Source organism: Pseudomonas asgharzadehiana (assembly GCF_019139815.1).
Lineage (GTDB): Bacteria > Pseudomonadota > Gammaproteobacteria > Pseudomonadales > Pseudomonadaceae > Aquipseudomonas > Aquipseudomonas asgharzadehiana.
Map to the genome: position 1 here is coordinate 1,237,062 of NZ_CP077079.1, position 19,428 is coordinate 1,256,489.

The following is a 19,428-nucleotide window of genomic DNA, read 5'->3' on the forward strand; positions in this document are numbered from 1 at the left end:
GTTGCGATGACTCCCTTGCCTGCACCGCTGCGCTGGTTGCATTCCCTTGAATGGCGCCGTGGCTTCTTCGACTGGGCACGCAGCGACGGCGTGACCTGGGTGTATATCTTCAAGGTGCTGATCGCGGCGTTTCTTACCCTGTGGCTGGCCATGCGCCTGGAGCTGCCGCAACCACGCACCGCCATGATCACGGTGTTTATCGTGATGCAGCCGCAAAGCGGCCAAGTGTTCGCCAAGAGTTTTTATCGCTTGCTCGGCACCCTGGCGGGCTCGGCGGTGATGGTGTTGCTGATCGCCTTGTTTGCGCAGAACACCGAATTGTTCCTGGGCGCGCTGGCGATCTGGGTGGGCATTTGCACCGCCGGTGCCACGCGTAACCGCAACTTTCGTGCCTATGGGTTTGTGCTGGCCGGCTATACGGCCGCGATGGTCGGTTTGCCGGCGCTGGCGCACCCCGACGGCGCGTTCATGGCGGCAGTGTGGCGCGTGCTGGAAATCTCCCTGGGGATTGTTTGCTCGACGCTGGTCAGCGCGGCGATCCTGCCGCAGACCGCCAGCGCCGCCATGCGCAATGCCTTGTACCAGCGCTTCGGCGTGTTCGCGTTGTTTGTCACCGACGGCCTGCGCGGTCGTAGCCGGCGTGAAGAATTCGAGGCCGGCAACGTGCGGTTTATCGCCCAAGCCGTGGGCCTGGAAGGGCTGCGCAGCATCACCGTGTTTGAAGACCCGCACATGCGTCGGCGCAATGGGCGGCTCAGTCGCCTCAACAGCGAATTCATGAGCATCACGACGCGCTTCAACGCCCTGCACCAACTGTTGGAGCGGCTGCGCACCGACGCCGCCGATCATGTGGTCGTCGCGATCAAACCCGGCTTGCAAGACCTCGCCGAAGTGCTTGACGGTTTTTCCGGCCGCGCGCTCACAAGCCCTGATGCCGCACGGCTGGTTAACCAGCTCAGCGCTTATAAAGACGGCCTGCCCGCCACGGTGCGCAGTCTGCGCGCGGCGTTCCAGCAGGGCCACCCGAGCGAAGCCGAGCAACTGGATTTTCATACCGCCTACGAGTTGCTGTACCGCTTTGTCGATGACCTGCACAACTACGCGCAAACCCACGCCTCACTGGCCGATCACTCCCATGCGCGGGAAGACTGGGACGAACCCTACACCCCGAAAACCAACTGGCTGGCCTGTGCCGCTTCGGGCGTCCGCGCCTCCTTTATCCTCATCGTGCTCGGCAGTTACTGGGTGGCGACGGCCTGGCCCAGCGGCGCCACCATGACGTTGATCGCCGCCGCCACGGTCGGCTTGTCCGCCGCCACGCCCAACCCCAAGCGCATGGCGTTCCAGATGGCCTGCGGCACCTTGATCGGTGCGCTGGTGGGCTTTGTCGAGATGTTCTTCGTGTTCCCGTTAATCGACGGCTTCGCGTTGCTGTGCGTGATGCTCGCGCCGGTGATCGTCCTCGGTGCTTTCCTGGCGTCGCGCCCGCAATACGCGGGCGTCGGCGTGGGCCTGTTGATCTTCTTCAGCACCGGCTCGGTGCCGGACAACCTCACGGTCTACAACCCCTACACCTTCATCAACGACTACATCGCCATGGTCATCGGCATGCTGGTGTGCGCGGCCGCCGGCGCGATCATCCTGCCGCCCAACAGCCGCTGGTTGTGGCGCCGCCTGGAGCAGGACCTGCGCGAGCAAGTGGTGTACGCGATCAGCGGCAAGCTCAAGGGCCTGACGTCGAGTTTCGAGAGCCGTACCCGTGACTTGCTGCACCAGGCCTACGGCCTCGCCGTCGGCCAGCCGCACGTGCAACGCGACCTGCTGCGCTGGATGTTCGTGGTGCTCGAAGTCGGCCACGCGATCATCGAGTTGCGCAAGGAACAGGCGATTTTGCCGGTGCACCCGGCGTATGCCGAATCCCAGCCGTGGCGCCAGGCGATCCGCGTGATGGGCCGTTCGCTGGTGCGGCTGTTCCTGCAGCCCAGCGCCAGCAACCTGGAGCGTGGGCTGATCGCCGTCGACCATGCGATCAGCCGCGTGCAGGCCACCGACGAACCCTTCGCCCCGCATTTCGACACCTCGGCCCTGCGTCGGGTGAAGAGCTACCTGCACTTTATCCGCACCTCGTTGCTCGACCCGCAATCGCCGTTGGCGGCCCTCAAAGGAGCCCCGCATGCCCCGTGAAATCGCGTTCCACGGCCTGTACATGCCGACCATGACCCTGATGTTTTTGATTGCCGCCGTGCTGGCCTGGGCGCTGGACCGCTTCCTGGCCGGGTTCGACCTGTACCGTTTTTTCTGGCACCCGGCGTTGCTGCGCCTGAGCCTGTTCGTTTGCCTGTTCGGCGCTTTGGCGCTGAGCGTCTACCGTTGAGAATGCCCCGATGAAAAAGTTTTTCAGCCTGCTCGCCACCTTGCTGGTGTTGGCATTGGCGCTCTGGATTGGCCGCACGCTGTGGGTGCACTACATGCAGACCCCCTGGACCCGCGACGGCCGCGTGCGCGCCGACATCATCAACGTGGCGGCCGACGTCACAGGCGTCGTGGTCGACGTGCCGGTGCGCGACAACCAGTTGGTTAAAAAAGGCGACCTGCTGATGCAGATCGACCCCGAGCACTACCGCATCGCCGTCAAACAGGCGCAAGCGCTGGTGGCGTCGCGCAAAGCCACCTGGGAAATGCGCAAACTCAACGCCCACCGCCGCGCCGACCTCGATGCCCTGGTGATCTCCAGGGAAAACCGCGACGACGCGAGCAACATCGCCGACTCGGCCCAGGAGGATTACCAGCACGCACTGGCCCAGTTGGAAGCCGCCGAACTCAACCTGAAACGCACGCAAGTGCTGGCGGCGGTAGACGGCTATGTCACCAACCTCAACGTGCATCGCGGCGACTATGCGCGCATCGGCGAAGCCAAGATGGCCGTGGTGGATATGAACTCGTTCTGGGTCTATGGCTTCTTTGAAGAGACCAAGTTGCCCCATGTGAAGGTCGGCGATAAAGCCGATATGCAGTTGATGAGCGGCGAGACCCTCAAAGGCCATGTGGAAAGCATCTCGCGGGGTATTTATGACCGCGATAACCCCGAGAGCCGGGAGCTGATCGCCGACGTGAACCCGACCTTCAACTGGGTGAGATTGGCCCAGCGGGTGCCGGTGCGGATTCATATTGATGAGGTACCGGAAGGGGTATTGCTGGCGGCGGGGATTACTTGCACGGTGATCGTTGACCAGGCGCAAAACTAAAATGTGGGAGGGGGCTTGCTCCCGATAGCAGGGGTTCAGTCAATGCATGTGTCGACTGAAAACCGCTATCGGGAGCAAGTCGAATCGTCGCACCGCCCCTCCCACCTTTGACCGTGTTATGCCTTGATAAAGGTTTCGTGCAAATGACGCCAGAGCAGCGCGCCACTGGCCTGTTTTTCGAACACCACGGTGGCACGTCGATCGGTCTGCGTGCCGCTGTCATCCACCTGATGTTCGCGGTACGTCACCGTGGCTCCACGCGCATGCCTGTCGATGCCGGCCATCTCACTCAAAGTGATTTTCAACCCCGGGCGCATGCCGCCCAGCCGAGTGAACAGGGCGTTCACCCCAGCCGTGTTGACCCGCGTGCCGGTGGCGGGGGCGACCATGCTGAATTCCGGCGAGAAGCGCGCCAGCAAATTCTGCAGGGTGCCCTCAGGCGCAACGCCGGCAAACCATTGCTCGATCTCGACGTGGGTCTGGATTACTTCTTCGAAAAAGTCGGTGTAGTCGATCATTTACAAACTCCCATTCAAACCAAAACGTTTCTTCAACACCTTCTCCAGCAACCCCTTGGGCAACAACGCCGCCATCCACGGCAACGCCCGGCTGCCATTACCCGAACGCAACAGCCGTGGCGGCTGTGCCTGTTGCACGGCCTTGAGCACATCCGCCGCAAACACACTGGCTGGCGTCGGCTTGTCCTGTGACGCCTGGCTGCGTGCCCGAATACCTTCGCGCAACGGCCACCACGGCGATTGCTCGTTGATCAACAATTCGGCCTGGGCGCCGGCGTTTTTCGCGAAGCTTGTATTAATGGCTCCGGGCTGGACTTCCATGACTCGAATCCCAAACGGCGCCAGTTCCATGCGCAATGCGTCGCTCAACGCATGCACCGCCGCTTTGGAGGCGCAGTAGGCACCGGCAAATGGCGTCACCAGCACCCCGGAAACGCTGCCTATATTCACCACCAGGCCTTTGCCGCGACGCAGTGCGGGAAAGAACGCCTGGGTCACGCCGACGATGGAAAACACGTTGGTCTCGAATTGGCGCTGCATCGCCTCGGTGCCGCCGTCGAGCAACGGGCCCATGGCGCCGTAGCCGGCGTTGTTGATCAGCACATCCAGCTCGCCCCATTGTTCGGCCAGGCGTTGCAGGGCAGTGTCGTCGTTGACGTCCAGTTGCACGGCGTTGAAGCCCGCGGCACTCAGGTCGGCAACGTCGTCGGGGCGGCGGGCGCTGGCCCATACCTCATAGCCCGCCCCCTTGAAGGCATCGGCCAAAGCGCGGCCGATGCCGCTGGAGCAACCGGTGATGAGTACGTTGGGCATGGCTCAATCCTTTGTCAGTCCGAGAAACTGCCTTGCAGGTGCTCGGCGCGAAATTCCAGGGTTTGCGGGCGATAGCCGGGGCGCAGCGGTGGGGTGGGCAGGCAGTCGTCCCAGGTGGCGCCGGCCTGCAACTCGCCGGGGCCGCGATAGCGCGGTGCGGCGTAGACGTTGTCGGCCAGGTTGACCGTATCGCCGGGTGCGTAGGCGGCGACGCGCCAGCGCAATTCGGTGAGCGGCACGTCGTTGCCGTTGTTCAGGGTCAGTTTCAGCGGGCGGTCGGCGGGGCATTCCTGTGGCGCGTAGGTGATGCGCAATTCCAGGCGCGCCAGCTGCGAGGCTTCGCGGTTGTCCAGCCATACCACCCAGACGGCCACGCAACCCAGGCCCGCCAAGGCTGCGAGGGAAACCGGCAGGGCCCTGGCCGGGTAGCGCAGCAGCAGGATCAGCCAGGTAATGATCAGTAGAACGCCGAAGAACATGGAGACCGCCTCGAATAGGGAACGAGCATCCTAACTTAAGCTTAGGTGGGATTGGTTACCTTGAGAGGGGGGGTGATTGGGCTGACGCCATCGGGAGCAAGCCCCCTCCCACACTAAAATTGTGAATACATTCGAATGTGGGAGGGGGCTTGCTCCCGATGACTTACTTACTGAGCAGCAGAATCTGCCTGCAAACCATCAATTGAAGCCTCAACCAAGGCCAAGCCGGTTTCCGCCAATTGCAGGCTGGCCCAGTTCAGGTAGCTCTGGTGTTCGGTGCACAGGTCTTGAGCCGCCAAGGTAAGGACTCGGGCAGTGCCCAGTACATAGCTGGCATGTTCCAGTGCATGTTCGATGGGGATGTCGGGTTGTACGCGAAACAGTGGTATTTCACTGCGCTCGCAGGGGCCGAAGGGGGTGGGGCGGGTGGTTTGTTTGGGCATTGTCTTGCTCCTTGAGAAAAAGAAGCTGCCTCTGATCGCCGTCAAACGATTGGGTGGCAACTGTGCGCAGGTTGACGGACCGGTCTCAAGAACCCGGCGCACCCGAAGGTGCCCCACGCACAGTCGCCATAACGCTGTGCTGCGGGCACATGAGTGCACGAGCAAAGTAAAGGGACTATGCATCTTGAGAACAGCGAGGCCGTCAAACCTCATCACGAATGAGTCGTGACAGGCGCGAGGATAGGCAGGATGGGGGCAGGGGTCAATGATGGCGATTGTTCTCACGAGCCTCATCGGGAGCAAGCCCCCTCCCACATTTGGACCGGTTACAGCCTTGGAATACGGTCAAACTGTGGGAGGGGCTTGCTCCCGATGGCGCCCTCACAGCCAGCGCAGATTCCAAACAAAAAGCCCCCACCCAACCCACTGCGGATAGGGGACGCAATGGGCTGGGCGAGGGCTTCTTGTACGACTGTTTTACTGCGCGATAGTTTTCACCGACACGCCACGTTCAACCGGCGTCGAGCGACCGTAGATATCTTCGAAGCGCTCGATATCGTCTTCGCCCAGGTAGCTGCCCGATTGCACTTCGATGATCTCCAACGGGATCTTGCCCGGGTTGCGCAGGCGGTGCACCGAAGCGATCGGGATGTAGGTGGACTGGTTTTCGCAGAGCAGGAACACGTTGTCGTCACAGGTGACTTCGGCGGTGCCGCTGACCACGATCCAGTGTTCGGCGCGGTGGTGGTGCATCTGCAGGGACAGGCACGCGCCCGGCTTGACCGAGATGTGCTTGACCTGGAAGCGGCCGCCCATGTCCACCGAGTCGTAGGAACCCCACGGGCGGTAGACTTCGCAGTGGTTCTGGGTTTCGCTGCGGCCCTGTTCGTTGAGGGTGTTGACCATTTGCTTGACGCCTTGGACCTTGTCCTTGTGGGCAATCATCATCGCGTCCTTGGTTTCCACCACCACGATGTTGTCCAGGCCAATCACCGACACCAGTTTGCCGTTGCCGTGCACCATGCAGTTGCGGCTGTCCTGGATCACCACGTCGCCTTTGCTCACGTTGCCGTTGGCGTCTTTATCGTTGACCGCCCACAGCGAGGCCCAGCAGCCTACGTCGCTCCAACCGGCGCTCAGTGGTACCACGCAGGCGCGCTGGGTTTTTTCCATCACGGCGTAGTCGATGGAATTGTCCGGGCAGCAGGCGAAGGTGGCATCGTCGAAGGTCACGGTGTCGGGGGTCTGCTCGCTGCGCTCCAGGGTCAGTACGCAGGTGTCGTAGATATCCGGGTCGTGTTTTTTCAGCTCTTCGAGGAAGCGGCTGGCGCGGAACAGGAACATGCCGCTGTTCCAGAAGTAGCCGCCGCTTTTGACGAACTCGACGGCGCGTTTTTCATTCGGTTTTTCTACGAACTGCTCAACGCGGCTGACGCCTTCGGGCAGCAGCGAATCGTTGGTGGACTTGATGTAGCCATAACCGGTTTCCGGGCGGGTCGCCGGTACACCGAACAACACCATCTCGCCACGTTCGGCAGCCACGGTGGCCAGGGCCAGGGCGCGTTGCAGGGCTTTTTGATCGTCGATCACGTGGTCGGCGGGTAGCACCAGCATCAGCTCGTCGCGGCCTTCGTTGACCAGCATCATCGCCGTCAGGGCCACGGCCGGCGCGGTGTTGCGGCCGAACGGTTCCATCAGGATGCGTTGGCATTCGAGCTTACGCGCGCTCAACTGCTCGTTGACGATGAAACGGTGATCCTTGTTGCAGACCACAATCGGGCTGTCCATGCCTTCGAATACCAGGCGTTCCAGGGTTTGCTGGAACAGTGTGTGCTCACCGGTCAGGGCCAGGAACTGCTTGGGGAACTGTTTGCGGGAAAGCGGCCAAAGACGTGAGCCGCTACCACCGGAAAGGATGACTGGAATCATGAGTGTTTCTCCTTAAAAGATAGTTGGAAGCTGCAAGCCACACGCTGCAAGTAACAGCGCTTGGGGTGCAGCTTGAAGCTTGTCGCTCATTACTCGCGCGATCAGCGGGTCGACACTGGGCGTTTTACCCACACTGGCGACAGGCTCGAACCGGAGCCTGTGACATACAGCACCGCCGCTTCACCACGTTCCAACGCAACCGGCTTCACATCGCCGACTTTCTTGTCACCGTCATACAACGCCAGGCTCACTTTCACCGGGTTGATTTCACGCTCGCCACGGCCCTTGGCGGCCACCGACTTGACCACATCGGTCTTGCCGTCGGCGGTTTTCAGGGTCAGGGCCTTGTCGCTGAGGTTCTGCACGCGCACCAGGGACTTCTGCTTGTTCTTGAACGGCGGTTCTTCGATCAGCTGTGGCTGGCCGCTGCCGCTGTTGACCAGGGTGTAGTAGTGGTCGGCGGCGAGTTTGACCGGCACGGTCTGGCTGCCGACCTTGGCGCTGTAGTCACCGCCCGGCATGAAGCTGAAGTCGCTGCTGGCCAGTGGCGCAACCTCGCTGAGGTTGGTGTTGCCAACGGTGGCGCTGACTTCCTGGTTGCTGGCGTTGTAGATACGCACAAAGCTCGAGCCTTTTGGTGCGACAGGGCCGTACAAGGCGGCGTCACCGGCGGCGAAGGCAGACATCGATGCGACGCTCAGGCCGGCAGCGATGGCCAGGGTTTTGGCGAGACGACGAGGAGTTGTAGTGAAAGTCATGTGAGTTACCTCTCTTTCAGTTTTGCGCCCGGTCGGGCGTCTCGGATTTCTGATTTTTTACGGCGGTGTTGATTGCCATGTTTTGTTGGCGCGAACCGGCTTGTTTAAGCTGCGCAACCCACGTGGGGTCGGCATCACCGATTTCGTTGTTGACCGGCAGATAGCGTTCAGGGAACTCCCAGATCAGCACTTGTGGCGGGCTGTTCTTGAAGTCGTCACTTTTGAGGTAGCTGAGCATCGGCAGGATCGGGCCGTGGCCGTCTTCGGCGTAGCTGACCACGTCGCTGCCCAGGGCTTGCTTGAGGGCACCGACGAAGTTCCAGTTGGGGTTGGCGCTGTAGCTGGTGCCCACCAGGGCCACCGGGGTTTCGCTGTCGCTGAACAGCGCGTCATCACCTTTCTCTTCGGCCAGGTGCGTGACGCGTTTTTGCAGCGGCTCTTTGGGCGGCATCAGGTTTTCGAACAGCGGGTCCAGCGGCAGGAACAGACGCAGGTCGCCCTTATGCGGTTCGGTGGTTTGCGCTTCGGTGACAAAGCGCTGTGGCTCGCCGCTCAGTGGGGTCTTGTCGGCAATCGCCTTGGCCAATTGCTTGGCGGCGATTTCCGCACCGTCCGGCGTCCAGTGGGTGTCGGTACGCAGGAACACTTGCTTGCCGGCCAACTTGGCCTGTTGCAGCGGGCCGAGCAGGTCCGGGGCAGGGATCTTGTCTGCCGCCACACGGGCGTGGAAGTCCTGGTACAGGTTGGCGTGGATGCTGGCCGGTTTCACCTCGCCCAGGTGTTCCGGGTACAGGCGCACCTTGGCCGGCACGATCGCCATCACCAACTGAATGCCTTGGGCCTTGAGCTTCTGGCGTACGCCTTCGACCAGCGCGTAGTTGCCTTGCAGGTTCTGGTCTTCGTTGACGGCGGGGTTGAATTCCTCGTCGCTGTACAACCAGTGATCGCGGCCCAGCACCACGCCAGGGCGGCCTTCATTGAACAGCTTGTAGTCCAGCGCCGCCCACAGGTTGGTGCCCAGGCGTTTGATCGGGAACTCATCGTCGTAGTGCGTCTCGACGGCCTTGGTCCAGCGACCGTTGAGCACGGTCGCATCGGCGTTGGTGCTGAAGCCGAAGAAACTGCGCAGCGACCAGGCGCCCAGGGCCAGCAGCAGGGCCATGAACAGGCTGATATAGAGGACGCGTAATGAACGGGTCATGGTCGGCTCCCTCAAAATTGGAAGTAAAGGAACGGCGAGAAACTCTGCGCCGACAGTTTGAGAATCGACGCCACGAACAGCAGCAGCACGGCGGCGCGCATGGCGTAGCGTGGCCAGTCAGCGGTCCAGTAGGCCGGTTGCACGGCGGCGTCGCGGCCCACGCTGAAACCAGGCTGGTGGATGCTGCCGGGGTTGTCGCCCGGCACCGCCTTGATCAGACTCGGGTCGGCCGGCTTGGTTTTTTCGGCAGGGCGGTTGGTGTAGAAGTCGCGCAGGCCGAAGAACGCCAGCGTTGCGTAGGCCACCGCCAGGGTTGCCACTTGCAGGCCGGTGAGATTGGCGCGGTTGAGTTCCGACAACGACCACTCGCCGAAGCTGAACATGGCCCCGTACATACGCCCGGCGACGTGCAGGTTTTCGGCGCGGAAAATCACCCAGCCCATCACCACCAGCAGGAAGGTGAAGGCCCAGCGCACCACGTTGAAACTGCGCGGCGCGGTGTTGAGGCCGATGGCTTTTTCAATCGCCAGCCACATGCCGTGCCACGCACCCCACACGATGTAGGTGATGTTCGCGCCGTGCCACAGGCCACCGAGCAGCATGGTCAGGAACAGGTTGCGGTAGGTAGTGAGTGTGCCTTTACGGTTGCCGCCCAGCGTGATGTAGAGGTAGTCACGCAGCCAGGTCGACAGGCTGATGTGCCAGCGGCGCCAGAACTCGGTGATCGACTGGCTGATGTACGGCTGCTTGAAGTTTTCCATGAAGCGGAAACCCATCATCAAGCCCAGGCCGATGGCCATGTCGCTGTAGCCGGAGAAGTCGAAGTACAGCTGCGCGGTGTAGGCCAGCGCACCCAGCCACGCATCGCCGGTGGTGGGGTTTTGCAGGGCGAAGCAATGGTCGGCCACCACCGCCAGGGTGTCGGCAATGAAGACTTTCTTGATGAAGCCCTGCATGAACCGCGTGCAACCCTCGGAGAATTTATCCAGGGTGTGAGTGCGGTTGTTGAACTGGTCGGCCAGGTCGCGAAAGCGCAGCACGGGGCCGGCGATCAGGTGCGGGAAGATCGCCACGAACGCCGCAAAGTCGATCAGGTTGCGCGTGGCCGGGGTATCGCCACGGTACACGTCGATGATGTAGCTGATGGACTCGAAGATGTAGAACGAGATCCCGATCGGCAACAGCACGTGGGTGAGGATGAACGGCTCCAGGCCCGCCGACTTCATCATCACGTTGATGCTGTCGACGCCGAAGTTGGCGTACTTGAAGTAGCCGAGGATGCACAGGTCGACCGCCACCCCAAGCAGCAGCCAGCGCTGGGCCGGCTTGGTGCGCACGCCGGCCGCACCGACCTTGAGGCCGATCCAGTAGTTCCACAGGGTCACTGCGGCGAACAGCGCCAGGAAGTCCACTCGCCACCAGGCGTAGAACACGTAGCTGGCAATCAGCAGCAGCAGGTTGCGATAGCGTTGCCCGCTCAAGTAGTACAAGCCGAGAAAGATCGGCAAGAACAGAAACAGGAACACATTGGACGAGAAAACCATCCCGATCTCTCCATGTTTAACCAACAGTCAAGGGCCGCAGCCCCCCCAAACCCCCCCACGAAAAGACGGGGAGGGCGGTACAACATTCTCACTGCCGAAACCGGCTCTAAATCTGGGAGGGGGCAAGCCCCCTCCCACATTTTTTACCGGGTTCGCTCAGGAGCCTTTGTTGCCTTTTTCGTGCGCCGGGTCGTAGACCTTGGTCAGGTCGCCGCCCAGGCGGAAGGTCTTGAACGGCTGCATCCCGTGCTTGCGCTCGATCACATCCGGGGCGCAGGTGTAGAGGGTGCAGAACGGCTCAAGCCAGGCATATTTCATGTCCTCCTTGAGGTCCTTCATGTCCTGTTCCTTGCCGTTCTTCTGCTCGAAGATCTCCGGGTCCTTGACCCCGGCCAGCACTTTGTCGCCCAGGCGCTTGAGCGCGCTGTTGTTTTCCTGGCGCAGGTCGACACCGTTGACCAAGGCAAAACTGGCGATCATCGACAGCGGCGGCAGGGCGTAGTTGTGGTACGACAAGGCGCGTTGCTGACGCTTCAATTCGTTAGGCAAAAAGCCCTGGTCGTCGACTTGATTGACGCCGACCTTGTATTCCTTGACGGCCCAATCAAACAGGTCGCGACGGTTGGTGGCGATAGAGGTCGCCATCACCGACCAGGCGGCCCAGTAGGAGTGGTTGTTGGTTTTTTCCAGCGGCAGGTTGTCCCAGTCGCTCACCACCTGATCGGCCAGTTTGTTGAACCAGGCTTCGATCAATTGGGACTCCTGCTGGTGGTTGGCCAACGGGTGCGAGTCAGAGAATTTCAGGCGCACATAGGCCGAGGCCATGCTGCCCAGCGCCCATTTGCGCATGGATTTACCGGTGTGGTTGAAGTCCTTGGACATCAACGCGTCGGCCTTGGCCCACGACACCAGCCAGTTCAGCGTGCATTCGAGCTGCTCCGGGCGGCCGTCGCGCATGAACTGCATCACGCGCTTGCTGGTGTCTTTTTCCAGCTTGGTGATGTCGGCGGTGCTGTCGCGAAAGGCTTTTTCCGACTGCACGTTCAGCGTCGAACGGGCCTTGTCGGAGCCTTCGTACTTGCTGCGAAATTGCAGTGGCCCGGTATAGGGCGTCGGCATGCTGTCGCAGCTTTCCTTGGCGGCGCCGGTCTTGAGCGATTCGATCGGTGCGAAGTAGCCCTGGGGCGGACGCAGCGGGGCGGCGGCGTTGGCTGCGCCGGCGAAGATCGCCAGGCCCAGTAACGATGGAATCCATAACTTCTGCATAAGTAACCTCATTGCCCGAGTGAGGCGGTTTTTTGGCCGCCGCTTGGGAATACGTTGCGTGTGCAAATTTTCGCTTCGACCTTCTGCGCGGCCTGGCCCGCTTCCGGGCCCTGGACTTCCACGGCCAGCAGGTTCTGCGCGGCCCAGTCTTCGTCGGTGCGCAGTTCAAAGGCGAAACGCCCGTCTGTTTCGGATGTTTCGGGTTTCTCGATCTTGATGTCCTCGTGGCGCCCGTTCATGTACCAGAGGGTGGCTTGCAGGGTTTTCACCGACGGGTCGGCAAAGCGGATATCGACCTGGTGGTTGGCATTACGCAGGTCTTTGTTCGAACTGTTGACCATCAATTCGTTCTTGCCGGGTTTGAGCGTGGTGCTGGCCGACATCTGCGCGGACTTGCCTTCACAGCCGTTGTCGAGCAGCGCCATCATCTGGCGGTAGATGGTTTCCTGGTCCAGGCGGTACAGCGGCGAGAATTCCCAGATGAGGATCTTCGGCGGGTTTTTCTGGAATTCTTCGCTGCCCAGGTACTGGATCATCGAACCTTCCAGGCCGCCGCCGGGGAACGCGACGTTGAGGATGTCGGCGCCGATTTCCTCTTCCAGGAACCCGGCAAAGTTGTAGTTCTTGCCGCTGTGGCTGGTGCCCACCAGGGTGATCTGTGGGTTGCCCGAATCACCGAACAGGTCGCCGTCGCCCGCTTCGCCCTTGGGCTCGGTGGTGAACTGGTCCATGTACTGGATCGCGTAACTGGTGCCGCACAGTTGCCCGGCCATGTTGTGCAGGGTGCCTGTCTTGCCCATGCGCCCGGAGCGTTTGGTCTCGAATTCGCGCTTGGGAATCTCGGCATATTCGGGCATCTGCTTGACCTTGGCCGCGACGATTTTCGCGGTGCGCTGGGCGCCGTATGGGGTCCAGTGCTGGTCGCCACGGAAGTAGAAGTCGTGGGCCGGCAGTTCATCCGGCAGTTGCTCATTGGTCAATGGCGACAGGTCCGGCACTACGTAGCCCATCTTGGCGAAACGGCCGAGCATGGTTTTGTAGTTACCCAAGGCCTTGTCGAAATCGAACTTGGCTTTTTCCTCGGGGTTGAGCTTGTTGCGGTTCACCAGGCCACGGGTCGGCTGGTAGACCACCACCAGTTCCACGCCCTTGCTCTTGAACGCATCGTGCAACTGTTGCATGCGCTTGTAGCCGGCCGGGGTGGTGTCGAATTCGGTGCGCAGGTCTTCCTGGGTACGGAACAACCAGTCGCCCTGGGCTTGTACCAGGGTGGTGAAGTTCTGCTGGTAGCGCGTGGTGTAGTTCTTCGCGTCATGGGCGGCCGGGCACAGGCTGCAGCACGGTTCGGCGGTGAACGTGGGGGCTTTGACTTCATCGGCGCGCACGCCCTGGCTGGCCGCGAGCAGGCCGAGGGTCAGACCCGAGAGGCTCAGCAATTTGATCATGTGTGGGTGCATAAGGGTCATCCTCAGTCCTGCATTTCGGTCTGGCGTTCGACAGGGTCGATCAGCACGGCTTTCTGCTGGCGTACCAGCAGGTCGAGAATTTCTTCCTGGCGATCGCCAAGGATGCCGGAGAAGCTGATACCGCTGGATTTGGTCGGGGCCAGCATCGACACGCGATACAGTTCGATGCTCAGCGGCGAGTCGATCGACAGCGGCCCACTGCCGTTACCCGCCAGCTCACCGCCGACCACGATCAGCGAGACCTTGGCGTCGAACGGGTCGAGCGCGATGTCGCGGTCGGTGTCGGTCAAATCCTTGATGTGGCCGTATACGCCGGTCAGGCCGTTGGCCATGGCGGTGTTCTCGTACAGCTTGATGTTCACGCTGTTGCGCACGCGGATGCCGTGGCGACGGTTGCTGATCACCTTGTTGCCCCACAGCAGGTTGTCACCGCTCTCATAGAGGGTGATGCCGTCGGTGTGGTTGCGGTAGATCTCGTTGTCGGCGATCAGGTTGTTCACGCTGTTACGGTCGATCACCAGGCCCGAGAGTTTGTTCTCGTAGCTGCGGTTGTTGAAGATGAAACTGTCGTTCACTTCCCGCGAGATGATGATGCCGTGCTTCTTCTTGGTGCCGTAGACGGTGTTGTCCGCGATGATCAGGCCGTGGGAACGGTCGTGGGGGTCAATGCCGTAGACGATGTTGTCTTTGTAGGTGTTGCCCTTGATCACAAAGCCGGTGGTCTCGTAGCAGTAGAAGCCGTACCACATGTCCGAGAATTCGGAATCAATGATCCAGCCGGTCGGTTCCGGGCGCTTGAGCACCTTGGCCATGTTCGGCGTGTACTGGGAAATACTCACCCCGTACGACTTACTGTTGGCGTAGCCGAAACTGGCCATCTTGCTGTTGGCGATGTAGGTCTCGGTGCCACCCCACGCCAGCAGGAACGGGCGGAATTCCTTGGGAGACTTGAACAGCGCCGGGCCGTTGGCCTTCTCGTCCCAACCGGTGATTTTGGTGTCGCGCACAAACAGCTGGCCGTCGTTGATCAGGAACGAACCGGCTTGCTGGGACAGGCGCAGCTCCTGGGTCTTTTTATCGATTTCCAGGATGCCTTTGCGCCCCACCACAATCGGCAACTTGGCCAGGAACACGCCCGGCGAGGTTTCGCTGAGGTACTGCTTGGGCACTTTGCCCAGCAGGTCCTTGAGGTTCATGTAGCCGTCGTCAACGAAGATCGCCTGTGGAATGCCGTGCTGGCGCACCACCCACTCGGCCATCTTGTTATCGCCGCCGATAAAGTCCTTGAGCGCGTCTTCCTGCATCATGCGGCGGATGCTGATTTTGCCCGGCTTGCCGCGCACGATCTTTTTCTCGATGGCGGCGCCGGTGTAGCCCGACAGGTCCGGCAGCGCAGGCTTGGCCATTTCCAGCGGCGCGGTGGGCGGGCTGGAAATGGTGTAAGTCTTGGCCTGTTGCAGTTCTTTGGCGATGGTCGGCGCCTTGACCTGCGGCTCTACATTGGCCATGGCCGAAGTGCTGGCCAGCAGCATGGCTGCAACCAGCAGGCTGACCGAGCCTTTGAAGGCGTGAGGATTCATTGCGCAGGCTCCCATCAGAATCGCCAGACCACGTCGACAAAGGCGCGGTGCATGTAAGAGTCGACTTGGTTGCCATAGGCATCGCCCGGTTTGAACACGCCCGCACGCAAGCGCACCAGGGCCGACGGTTCGTCGATCGACTGGCTCAGCGCGGCAGGCAGCAAGCCTTTCTTGAAGTACTTGGTGACCACCAGGTCCATCTCCTGGCCCAGGTCTTTCTTGCCGTCTTCCAGCGGCAGGGACGTGCTGGACACAATCGCGCCGGTCACGTCATCGGTGTTGTTCTGCACCGCATCGATCCCGTTGCTGCCCACCGGCTTGTTGCCGTCGACGCGCCAGAACTTGTGGTACACCAGGCTGGCGTCATAGTCCTCGCGCAGTTGCCAGGAACCGAACAGACTCATGGACTGCATGTTGTTCATCTCGCCACGGAACGCTTCGCCGAAGCGGTGTACGCGGGACTGGGTGCCGGTCCAGTTCGAGCGGTTGCTTTGCAGGCCGTTCTGCTCGTACTCGGCGCTGGCGCGCGAATACGCCGCGCCCACTTGCCACTGCGGGTCCAGACGCAGGCGGATGCCCAGGTCGGTGGCCCAACCGCTCACGTCATCGCTGCGCTTGGCATTGGCGGGGCGGCTGCCGTCGGTGGTCAAGGCATTGACCTTGTCGCGGTCGCCCTGCATGCCGGTGATGCTGGCCCAGTAGTTGACGGTGTTGGTGTTGCGCCAGTTGTAGGCGTCGCTGTTGGCTTCGATGCCGAGCCAGGTCAGGTCGCCGTTCTCGCGCTTGTCCAGCGAGTCGGTGGGCACGCCCGGTTGCGGGTAGTCGAGCTTGCCGTTGTCATGGGTGTGGTGACCGCGCAGGCCGATCCACTGGCCCGGCGTCCACTGGTAGGACGCGTCGGCGTAAAGGTGCTGGCGGTCCTTGTCGACCGGCGACAGCTCCTTGAGGTCGGTGCGGTATTCGCTGAAACGTTCGGCGACGCCCACATTGGCCTTGAGCAAGGTGGTGTCGAAGGTCCAGTTCAGTGCTTCGATGTTGGTGTCGCGCCATTGGCCGTCGTCATTGCGCAGACGCTGGCGGCCGAGCTTGAGGATCTCGCCGGGGTAGGGCGTAAAGCCGCTGTAGCCGACCCAGAACTCGCGCATGGCCAGGTAGTTTTTCTTGGTCTTGCGGTCGCTGTTGCTGGTCTGCTGGTTTTCGTCATCGGCCGACTGTTGCAGGGTGTCGGTCTCGATGATGTCGCTGGAAGCAACGGCCTGGCCCATGGCGTAGGCGCTCCAGTTGCCGCTTTCGCCGTAGACCCACGGGCGCAGGTCGATACCCACGCCGTTGACGTCGCCGCCTTTTTGCGTGCCGAGGTCACGGTCGTCTTCGGACTGGCCGGTGATTTTGACTTCCAGGCCGAAGTTCTTGGCTTCGGTCAGCGCGGCCAGGGTCGGGCACGACCACAGCAGGGCGAAGGTCAGGCCGATACCGGCCTTGACGAATGGATTGAGCTTCATAGGGATTCCTCGCCGTCGTCTTCTTCATCCAGGGCGTGCAGTTGCAACGTGCTCTGGGCCAGGGTGCCGCGCGCGGCCAGTTCCTGTTGCACCAGGCGTTGGCCTTGGGCGCGTTGTTCCGGCGTCAGCGGCGCTTCGAGCTGGGCGGCCAGGTCGTTGGCTTCCGGGGTGTCCTGGGCCTTGGCCAACTGGCTGAAGACGTAGGCGTTCAATGGGTCAGGCTTGGTGCCCTTACCCTGGGAAAACAGTTGGGCGATGGCGAAATCGGCGCTGTTCTGGCCGTTGCGCGCAGCGGTGAGCAAGTGGTCCAGGGCCTTTTGCGGGTAGACCTTGCCCAGGTAGCCACGTCGGTAGATCTGGCCGAGGTAGTAATCGGCGGCCACTTCACGGCCCACGGCTTTTTCGAAGTGCGCTTCGGCGGCCTTGGCGTCTGCCGGTACCCACTTGCCTTCGTAGTAGAGCTTGCCCAGCAGCAACTCGGCGCGCGGCTGGTCGGCGGCGCGACCGTTGTCGAGGTACTTCATCATCTGGTCGACGTCGCCCAGTTCGGGGAAGTCGTAGAGCAGTTGCGCCAGGCTGACCCAGGATGCCGGGTAGCCAGGGGCGATTTTTTCCAGCAGGGCCTGGGCGGTTTTCTCGTCCGGGGTACCCAGGGTGGCATCGCCCAGCACGCGGGCGACGCTGTCGACACGTTGTGCGGTGACGGTGCCGCGGCTGTAGCCTGCTTCCATTTGCTTGAGCAGTTCGGCCTGTTGTTCCGGTTGCTGTTTTTTCTGGTAAACCGTGGCCAGTTCGACGTAGCAGATGTCGGTGGTGTTCAGCGCGGCTTTGCAGATGCGCTCCACGTCATCCAAGTGCTGGTCGTAGGTGCCCTGGGTGCGATACAGCAGCACCTGGGCCAGGCCGGCTTCCGGGTAGCCGGCGGCTTGCCATTTTGTGATCTGCTGCTGGGCATTCACGTTCGGGAAGCTGTGCGGGTATTGCAGGTACAGCATCGCCAGCGGAATCAGGGTATTGCCTTCGCCATTGGCAAAGGCTTTTTTCAGCAGGGTTTCGGCTTCATGGTGCTCGGCTTCGGTGCTGCCGGGCTTGGCCACCAGCAGGCGACCCAGGCGGGCCTGGGCACGCGGCGAGGTGTCGGCCGCCGCACGGTAAGTGGCTTCAGCCTGCTTGATTTGCGCAGGATCGCGGGTGCCGACCTGGATATCGGCCAGGCCTACCTGGGCTTCGCTGTACCCCAGCGCTGCCAGTTGCTGGTAATTCTGTTGAGCGGTGACGGTGTCGCCACGCTTCAACGCTTCGTTGGCTAAACGCTGATCTGGCAAACCGGCACAACCGGCCAGGCTCACCGCAATAGCCAGCAACGCCACCGAACCCATGTGAGAGGAGCTTTGCTCCCGCTGCAGGCGACTCGGTGCGTCAGGCAAACCGCGCTGATCCCATCGCGAGCAAGCCCGCTCCCACAGGGACTGTGGCGTTTTTGAGAGAGTCATCACAGGCATGTCCTCGCTTACAGACCGTGAGCCATGGCTTTGTCGATCAGCCAGTTCAGGGAAGGGCCGCGGTCGCTGGTCACTTCGACCGGGCGGCCGGCGTAGGTGCTGTCCAGCGGTGCATCAGGCTTGATCTGTACACGGATGTCGGAGGACAAGTCGGCGCTGTTCAGGCTGGTGCTGCTGACGATGGTGCCGGTGCGCACTTGCTCTTCGTCGGCGACCTGGAAGGTCACCGGAGTGCCTGGGCGCACGTCGCCAAACTGGCGATAGGTGAAGCGTGCTTCGACGTTGGCCTGGCTGCCGCGTGGCACCAACTGGAAGATCACATCGCCCTTGCTGGCGTACTGGCCGTCGGCGACCAGTTGCTGGGCGACCACGCAATCGCACGGCGAGGTCAGGGTGCCGGTCATTTGCTTGCCGAACAGTTCTTCAACCTTGGCCGGCTGCAGTTGGTCTTCGTCCAGGTGGCCCTTGAGCACATCCAGCATGCTGGTGCTGAAGGTTGCCAGCGGTGCGCCTTTGGCGGCGATCGCGTCACCTTTGAGCAGGCTTTGCACGGTGCCGTCGCGCGGCATGGTTACGTTCATGCCGGGTACGCTGACCAGGCCGGCCTGGGCGTGGCTGACGAAGTACATGCCATAAAGGGATTTGAAGATGAACCCGAACGCGGCCAGGCCGACCAGGAAAATCGCCAGGCTGAACGTCACGGCGCGCAGGCGGCCGAAAAAGCTCATGCCGCTGCCGCCGTCCTTGACCTTGCGCGCCTTGGTGAAATTGTCGCGTTGCAGGGTCGCCAGTACATCGCCCATGGTCACGATGTCGCCGGACAAGTGCGAGGTGATCAGGTGGCGCAGGGTGGAAATGTCCTGGGCGTCGAGGTTCTGGAACTGGCAACCGGTGCGGCCGGTCTGGCGGTCATAGGAGCGGATCTGCAGCTCTACGTCCATGGCAAGGCCCAGGTTATCGATCACGAACTGCAGGCGGCCCTTGTGCACTTGGCCGATGGTGAGCGGCTGGGTGGCGGTGAAGGCCAGGCCGCCGGCGGACAGGTCGATTACCTTCGCCTCGGTCGGCGTGCGGTCGCTGTTGAAGAAGCGCAGCTTGGCCGGGATTTTCACCCGGGCGTGTTGGCGCTGAGCTTCGGATTCGTGGACAACGTTGGCGTTTACTTGGCTATTCATCGGGTGT

Annotated in this window: 17 protein-coding genes; 3 read left to right on the forward strand and 14 right to left on the reverse strand. The window is 61.7% G+C overall.

The window, feature by feature from the left end; genetic code table 11:
* The first annotated feature begins 6 nt into the window (after window positions 1-6).
* Genes KSS96_RS05605 through KSS96_RS05615 form a run of 3 tightly spaced genes read left to right on the forward strand, consistent with a single transcriptional unit; the run spans window position 7 to window position 3,245 of the window.
* A complete protein-coding gene (locus KSS96_RS05605; protein WP_065877265.1) occupies window positions 7-2,184 on the forward strand; it encodes an FUSC family protein in 2,178 nt (725 codons plus the stop codon).
* Window positions 2,174-2,374: a DUF1656 domain-containing protein gene (locus KSS96_RS05610; RefSeq protein ID WP_003171907.1), complete on the forward strand. Its 201-nt coding sequence runs from the start codon at window positions 2,174-2,176 to the stop codon at window positions 2,372-2,374. The genes KSS96_RS05605 and KSS96_RS05610 overlap by 11 nt, the downstream gene beginning before the upstream one ends.
* 10 nt (window positions 2,375-2,384) lie before the next feature.
* Window positions 2,385-3,245 carry an efflux RND transporter periplasmic adaptor subunit gene (locus KSS96_RS05615; protein ID WP_217855800.1) on the forward strand — a complete coding sequence of 287 codons (861 nt, stop codon included), beginning with the start codon at window positions 2,385-2,387 and terminating at the stop codon, window positions 3,243-3,245.
* A gap of 116 nt (window positions 3,246-3,361) precedes the next feature.
* On the opposite strand, the gene KSS96_RS05620 is transcribed toward KSS96_RS05615, so the two are convergent.
* The 14 genes from KSS96_RS05620 to KSS96_RS05685 form a co-directional block, all read right to left on the reverse strand.
* On the reverse strand, window positions 3,362-3,763 hold the full coding sequence (locus KSS96_RS05620; RefSeq protein ID WP_068937562.1) for a DUF4440 domain-containing protein: 402 nt from the start codon (window positions 3,761-3,763) through the stop codon (window positions 3,362-3,364).
* A complete protein-coding gene (locus KSS96_RS05625; RefSeq protein WP_068937563.1) occupies window positions 3,764-4,576 on the reverse strand; it encodes an SDR family oxidoreductase in 813 nt (270 codons plus the stop codon). It abuts the gene before it with no gap.
* Window positions 4,577-4,590: 14 nt separating this feature from the next.
* On the reverse strand, window positions 4,591-5,055 hold the full coding sequence (locus KSS96_RS05630; RefSeq protein WP_078823312.1) for a multidrug transporter: 465 nt from the start codon (window positions 5,053-5,055) through the stop codon (window positions 4,591-4,593).
* Between the two features lie 167 nt (window positions 5,056-5,222).
* Window positions 5,223-5,498 (reverse strand): DUF3077 domain-containing protein, encoded by a 276-nt coding sequence (locus KSS96_RS05635; protein WP_017526203.1) that lies wholly within the window; start codon window positions 5,496-5,498, stop codon window positions 5,223-5,225.
* Window positions 5,499-5,975: 477 nt separating this feature from the next.
* Window positions 5,976-7,427, reverse strand: a complete 1,452-nt coding sequence (locus tag KSS96_RS05640; RefSeq protein WP_017526204.1) for a mannose-1-phosphate guanylyltransferase/mannose-6-phosphate isomerase — start codon at window positions 7,425-7,427, stop codon at window positions 5,976-5,978.
* A 101-nt stretch (window positions 7,428-7,528) separates the two neighbouring features.
* On the reverse strand, window positions 7,529-8,185 hold the full coding sequence (locus tag KSS96_RS05645) for an alginate O-acetyltransferase AlgF (protein ID WP_017526205.1): 657 nt from the start codon (window positions 8,183-8,185) through the stop codon (window positions 7,529-7,531).
* Between the two features lie 16 nt (window positions 8,186-8,201).
* Window positions 8,202-9,386, reverse strand: coding sequence for an alginate O-acetyltransferase (locus tag KSS96_RS05650; RefSeq protein WP_017526206.1), 1,185 nt, complete (start codon window positions 9,384-9,386; stop codon window positions 8,202-8,204).
* Between the two features lie 11 nt (window positions 9,387-9,397).
* Window positions 9,398-10,930, reverse strand: a complete 1,533-nt coding sequence (locus KSS96_RS05655) for an MBOAT family O-acyltransferase (RefSeq protein ID WP_065877257.1) — start codon at window positions 10,928-10,930, stop codon at window positions 9,398-9,400.
* A gap of 156 nt (window positions 10,931-11,086) precedes the next feature.
* Window positions 11,087-12,196, reverse strand: coding sequence for a mannuronate-specific alginate lyase (locus KSS96_RS05660; RefSeq protein WP_017526208.1), 1,110 nt, complete (start codon window positions 12,194-12,196; stop codon window positions 11,087-11,089).
* A gap of 8 nt (window positions 12,197-12,204) precedes the next feature.
* Window positions 12,205-13,653 (reverse strand): alginate O-acetyltransferase, encoded by a 1,449-nt coding sequence (locus KSS96_RS05665; protein ID WP_065877363.1) that lies wholly within the window; start codon window positions 13,651-13,653, stop codon window positions 12,205-12,207.
* Window positions 13,654-13,664: 11 nt separating this feature from the next.
* Window positions 13,665-15,257 (reverse strand): mannuronan 5-epimerase AlgG, encoded by a 1,593-nt coding sequence (gene algG, locus KSS96_RS05670; RefSeq protein WP_065877256.1) that lies wholly within the window; start codon window positions 15,255-15,257, stop codon window positions 13,665-13,667.
* Window positions 15,257-16,744 (reverse strand): alginate export family protein, encoded by a 1,488-nt coding sequence (locus tag KSS96_RS05675; protein WP_065877255.1) that lies wholly within the window; start codon window positions 16,742-16,744, stop codon window positions 15,257-15,259. The genes algG and KSS96_RS05675 overlap by 1 nt, the downstream gene beginning before the upstream one ends.
* The gene (algK, locus tag KSS96_RS05680) at window positions 16,741-18,123 is read right to left on the reverse strand and encodes an alginate biosynthesis TPR repeat lipoprotein AlgK (RefSeq protein WP_116078434.1); all 1,383 of its coding nucleotides are present in this window, start codon (window positions 18,121-18,123) and stop codon (window positions 16,741-16,743) included. Before algK ends, KSS96_RS05675 begins: the two co-directional genes overlap by 4 nt.
* A 131-nt stretch (window positions 18,124-18,254) precedes the next feature.
* Window positions 18,255-19,421 (reverse strand): alginate biosynthesis protein Alg44, encoded by a 1,167-nt coding sequence (locus KSS96_RS05685; protein ID WP_217855802.1) that lies wholly within the window; start codon window positions 19,419-19,421, stop codon window positions 18,255-18,257.
* Window positions 19,422-19,428: the final 7 nt, after the last annotated feature.

Bases quoted from the DNA above. Each gene is read 5' to 3' on its own strand.
- KSS96_RS05675 (WP_065877255.1), bottom strand. From the start codon at position 16,744: ATGAAGCTCAATCCATTCGTCAAGGCCGGTATCGGCCTGACCTTCGCC.
- KSS96_RS05645 (WP_017526205.1), bottom strand. From the start codon at position 8,185: ATGACTTTCACTACAACTCCTCGTCGTCTCGCCAAAACCCTGGCCATC.
- KSS96_RS05605 (WP_065877265.1), top strand. From the start codon at position 7: ATGACTCCCTTGCCTGCACCGCTGCGCTGGTTGCATTCCCTTGAATGG.
- KSS96_RS05635 (WP_017526203.1), bottom strand. From the start codon at position 5,498: ATGCCCAAACAAACCACCCGCCCCACCCCCTTCGGCCCCTGCGAGCGC.
- KSS96_RS05660 (WP_017526208.1), bottom strand. From the start codon at position 12,196: ATGCAGAAGTTATGGATTCCATCGTTACTGGGCCTGGCGATCTTCGCC.
- KSS96_RS05655 (WP_065877257.1), bottom strand. From the start codon at position 10,930: ATGGTTTTCTCGTCCAATGTGTTCCTGTTTCTGTTCTTGCCGATCTTT.
- KSS96_RS05630 (WP_078823312.1), bottom strand. From the start codon at position 5,055: ATGTTCTTCGGCGTTCTACTGATCATTACCTGGCTGATCCTGCTGCTG.
- KSS96_RS05650 (WP_017526206.1), bottom strand. From the start codon at position 9,386: ATGACCCGTTCATTACGCGTCCTCTATATCAGCCTGTTCATGGCCCTG.
- KSS96_RS05685 (WP_217855802.1), bottom strand. From the start codon at position 19,421: ATGAATAGCCAAGTAAACGCCAACGTTGTCCACGAATCCGAAGCTCAG.
- KSS96_RS05615 (WP_217855800.1), top strand. From the start codon at position 2,385: ATGAAAAAGTTTTTCAGCCTGCTCGCCACCTTGCTGGTGTTGGCATTG.
- KSS96_RS05640 (WP_017526204.1), bottom strand. From the start codon at position 7,427: ATGATTCCAGTCATCCTTTCCGGTGGTAGCGGCTCACGTCTTTGGCCG.
- algG (WP_065877256.1), bottom strand. From the start codon at position 15,257: ATGGGAGCCTGCGCAATGAATCCTCACGCCTTCAAAGGCTCGGTCAGC.
- KSS96_RS05665 (WP_065877363.1), bottom strand. From the start codon at position 13,653: ATGCACCCACACATGATCAAATTGCTGAGCCTCTCGGGTCTGACCCTC.
- KSS96_RS05625 (WP_068937563.1), bottom strand. From the start codon at position 4,576: ATGCCCAACGTACTCATCACCGGTTGCTCCAGCGGCATCGGCCGCGCT.
- algK (WP_116078434.1), bottom strand. From the start codon at position 18,123: ATGGGTTCGGTGGCGTTGCTGGCTATTGCGGTGAGCCTGGCCGGTTGT.
- KSS96_RS05620 (WP_068937562.1), bottom strand. From the start codon at position 3,763: ATGATCGACTACACCGACTTTTTCGAAGAAGTAATCCAGACCCACGTC.
- KSS96_RS05610 (WP_003171907.1), top strand. From the start codon at position 2,174: ATGCCCCGTGAAATCGCGTTCCACGGCCTGTACATGCCGACCATGACC.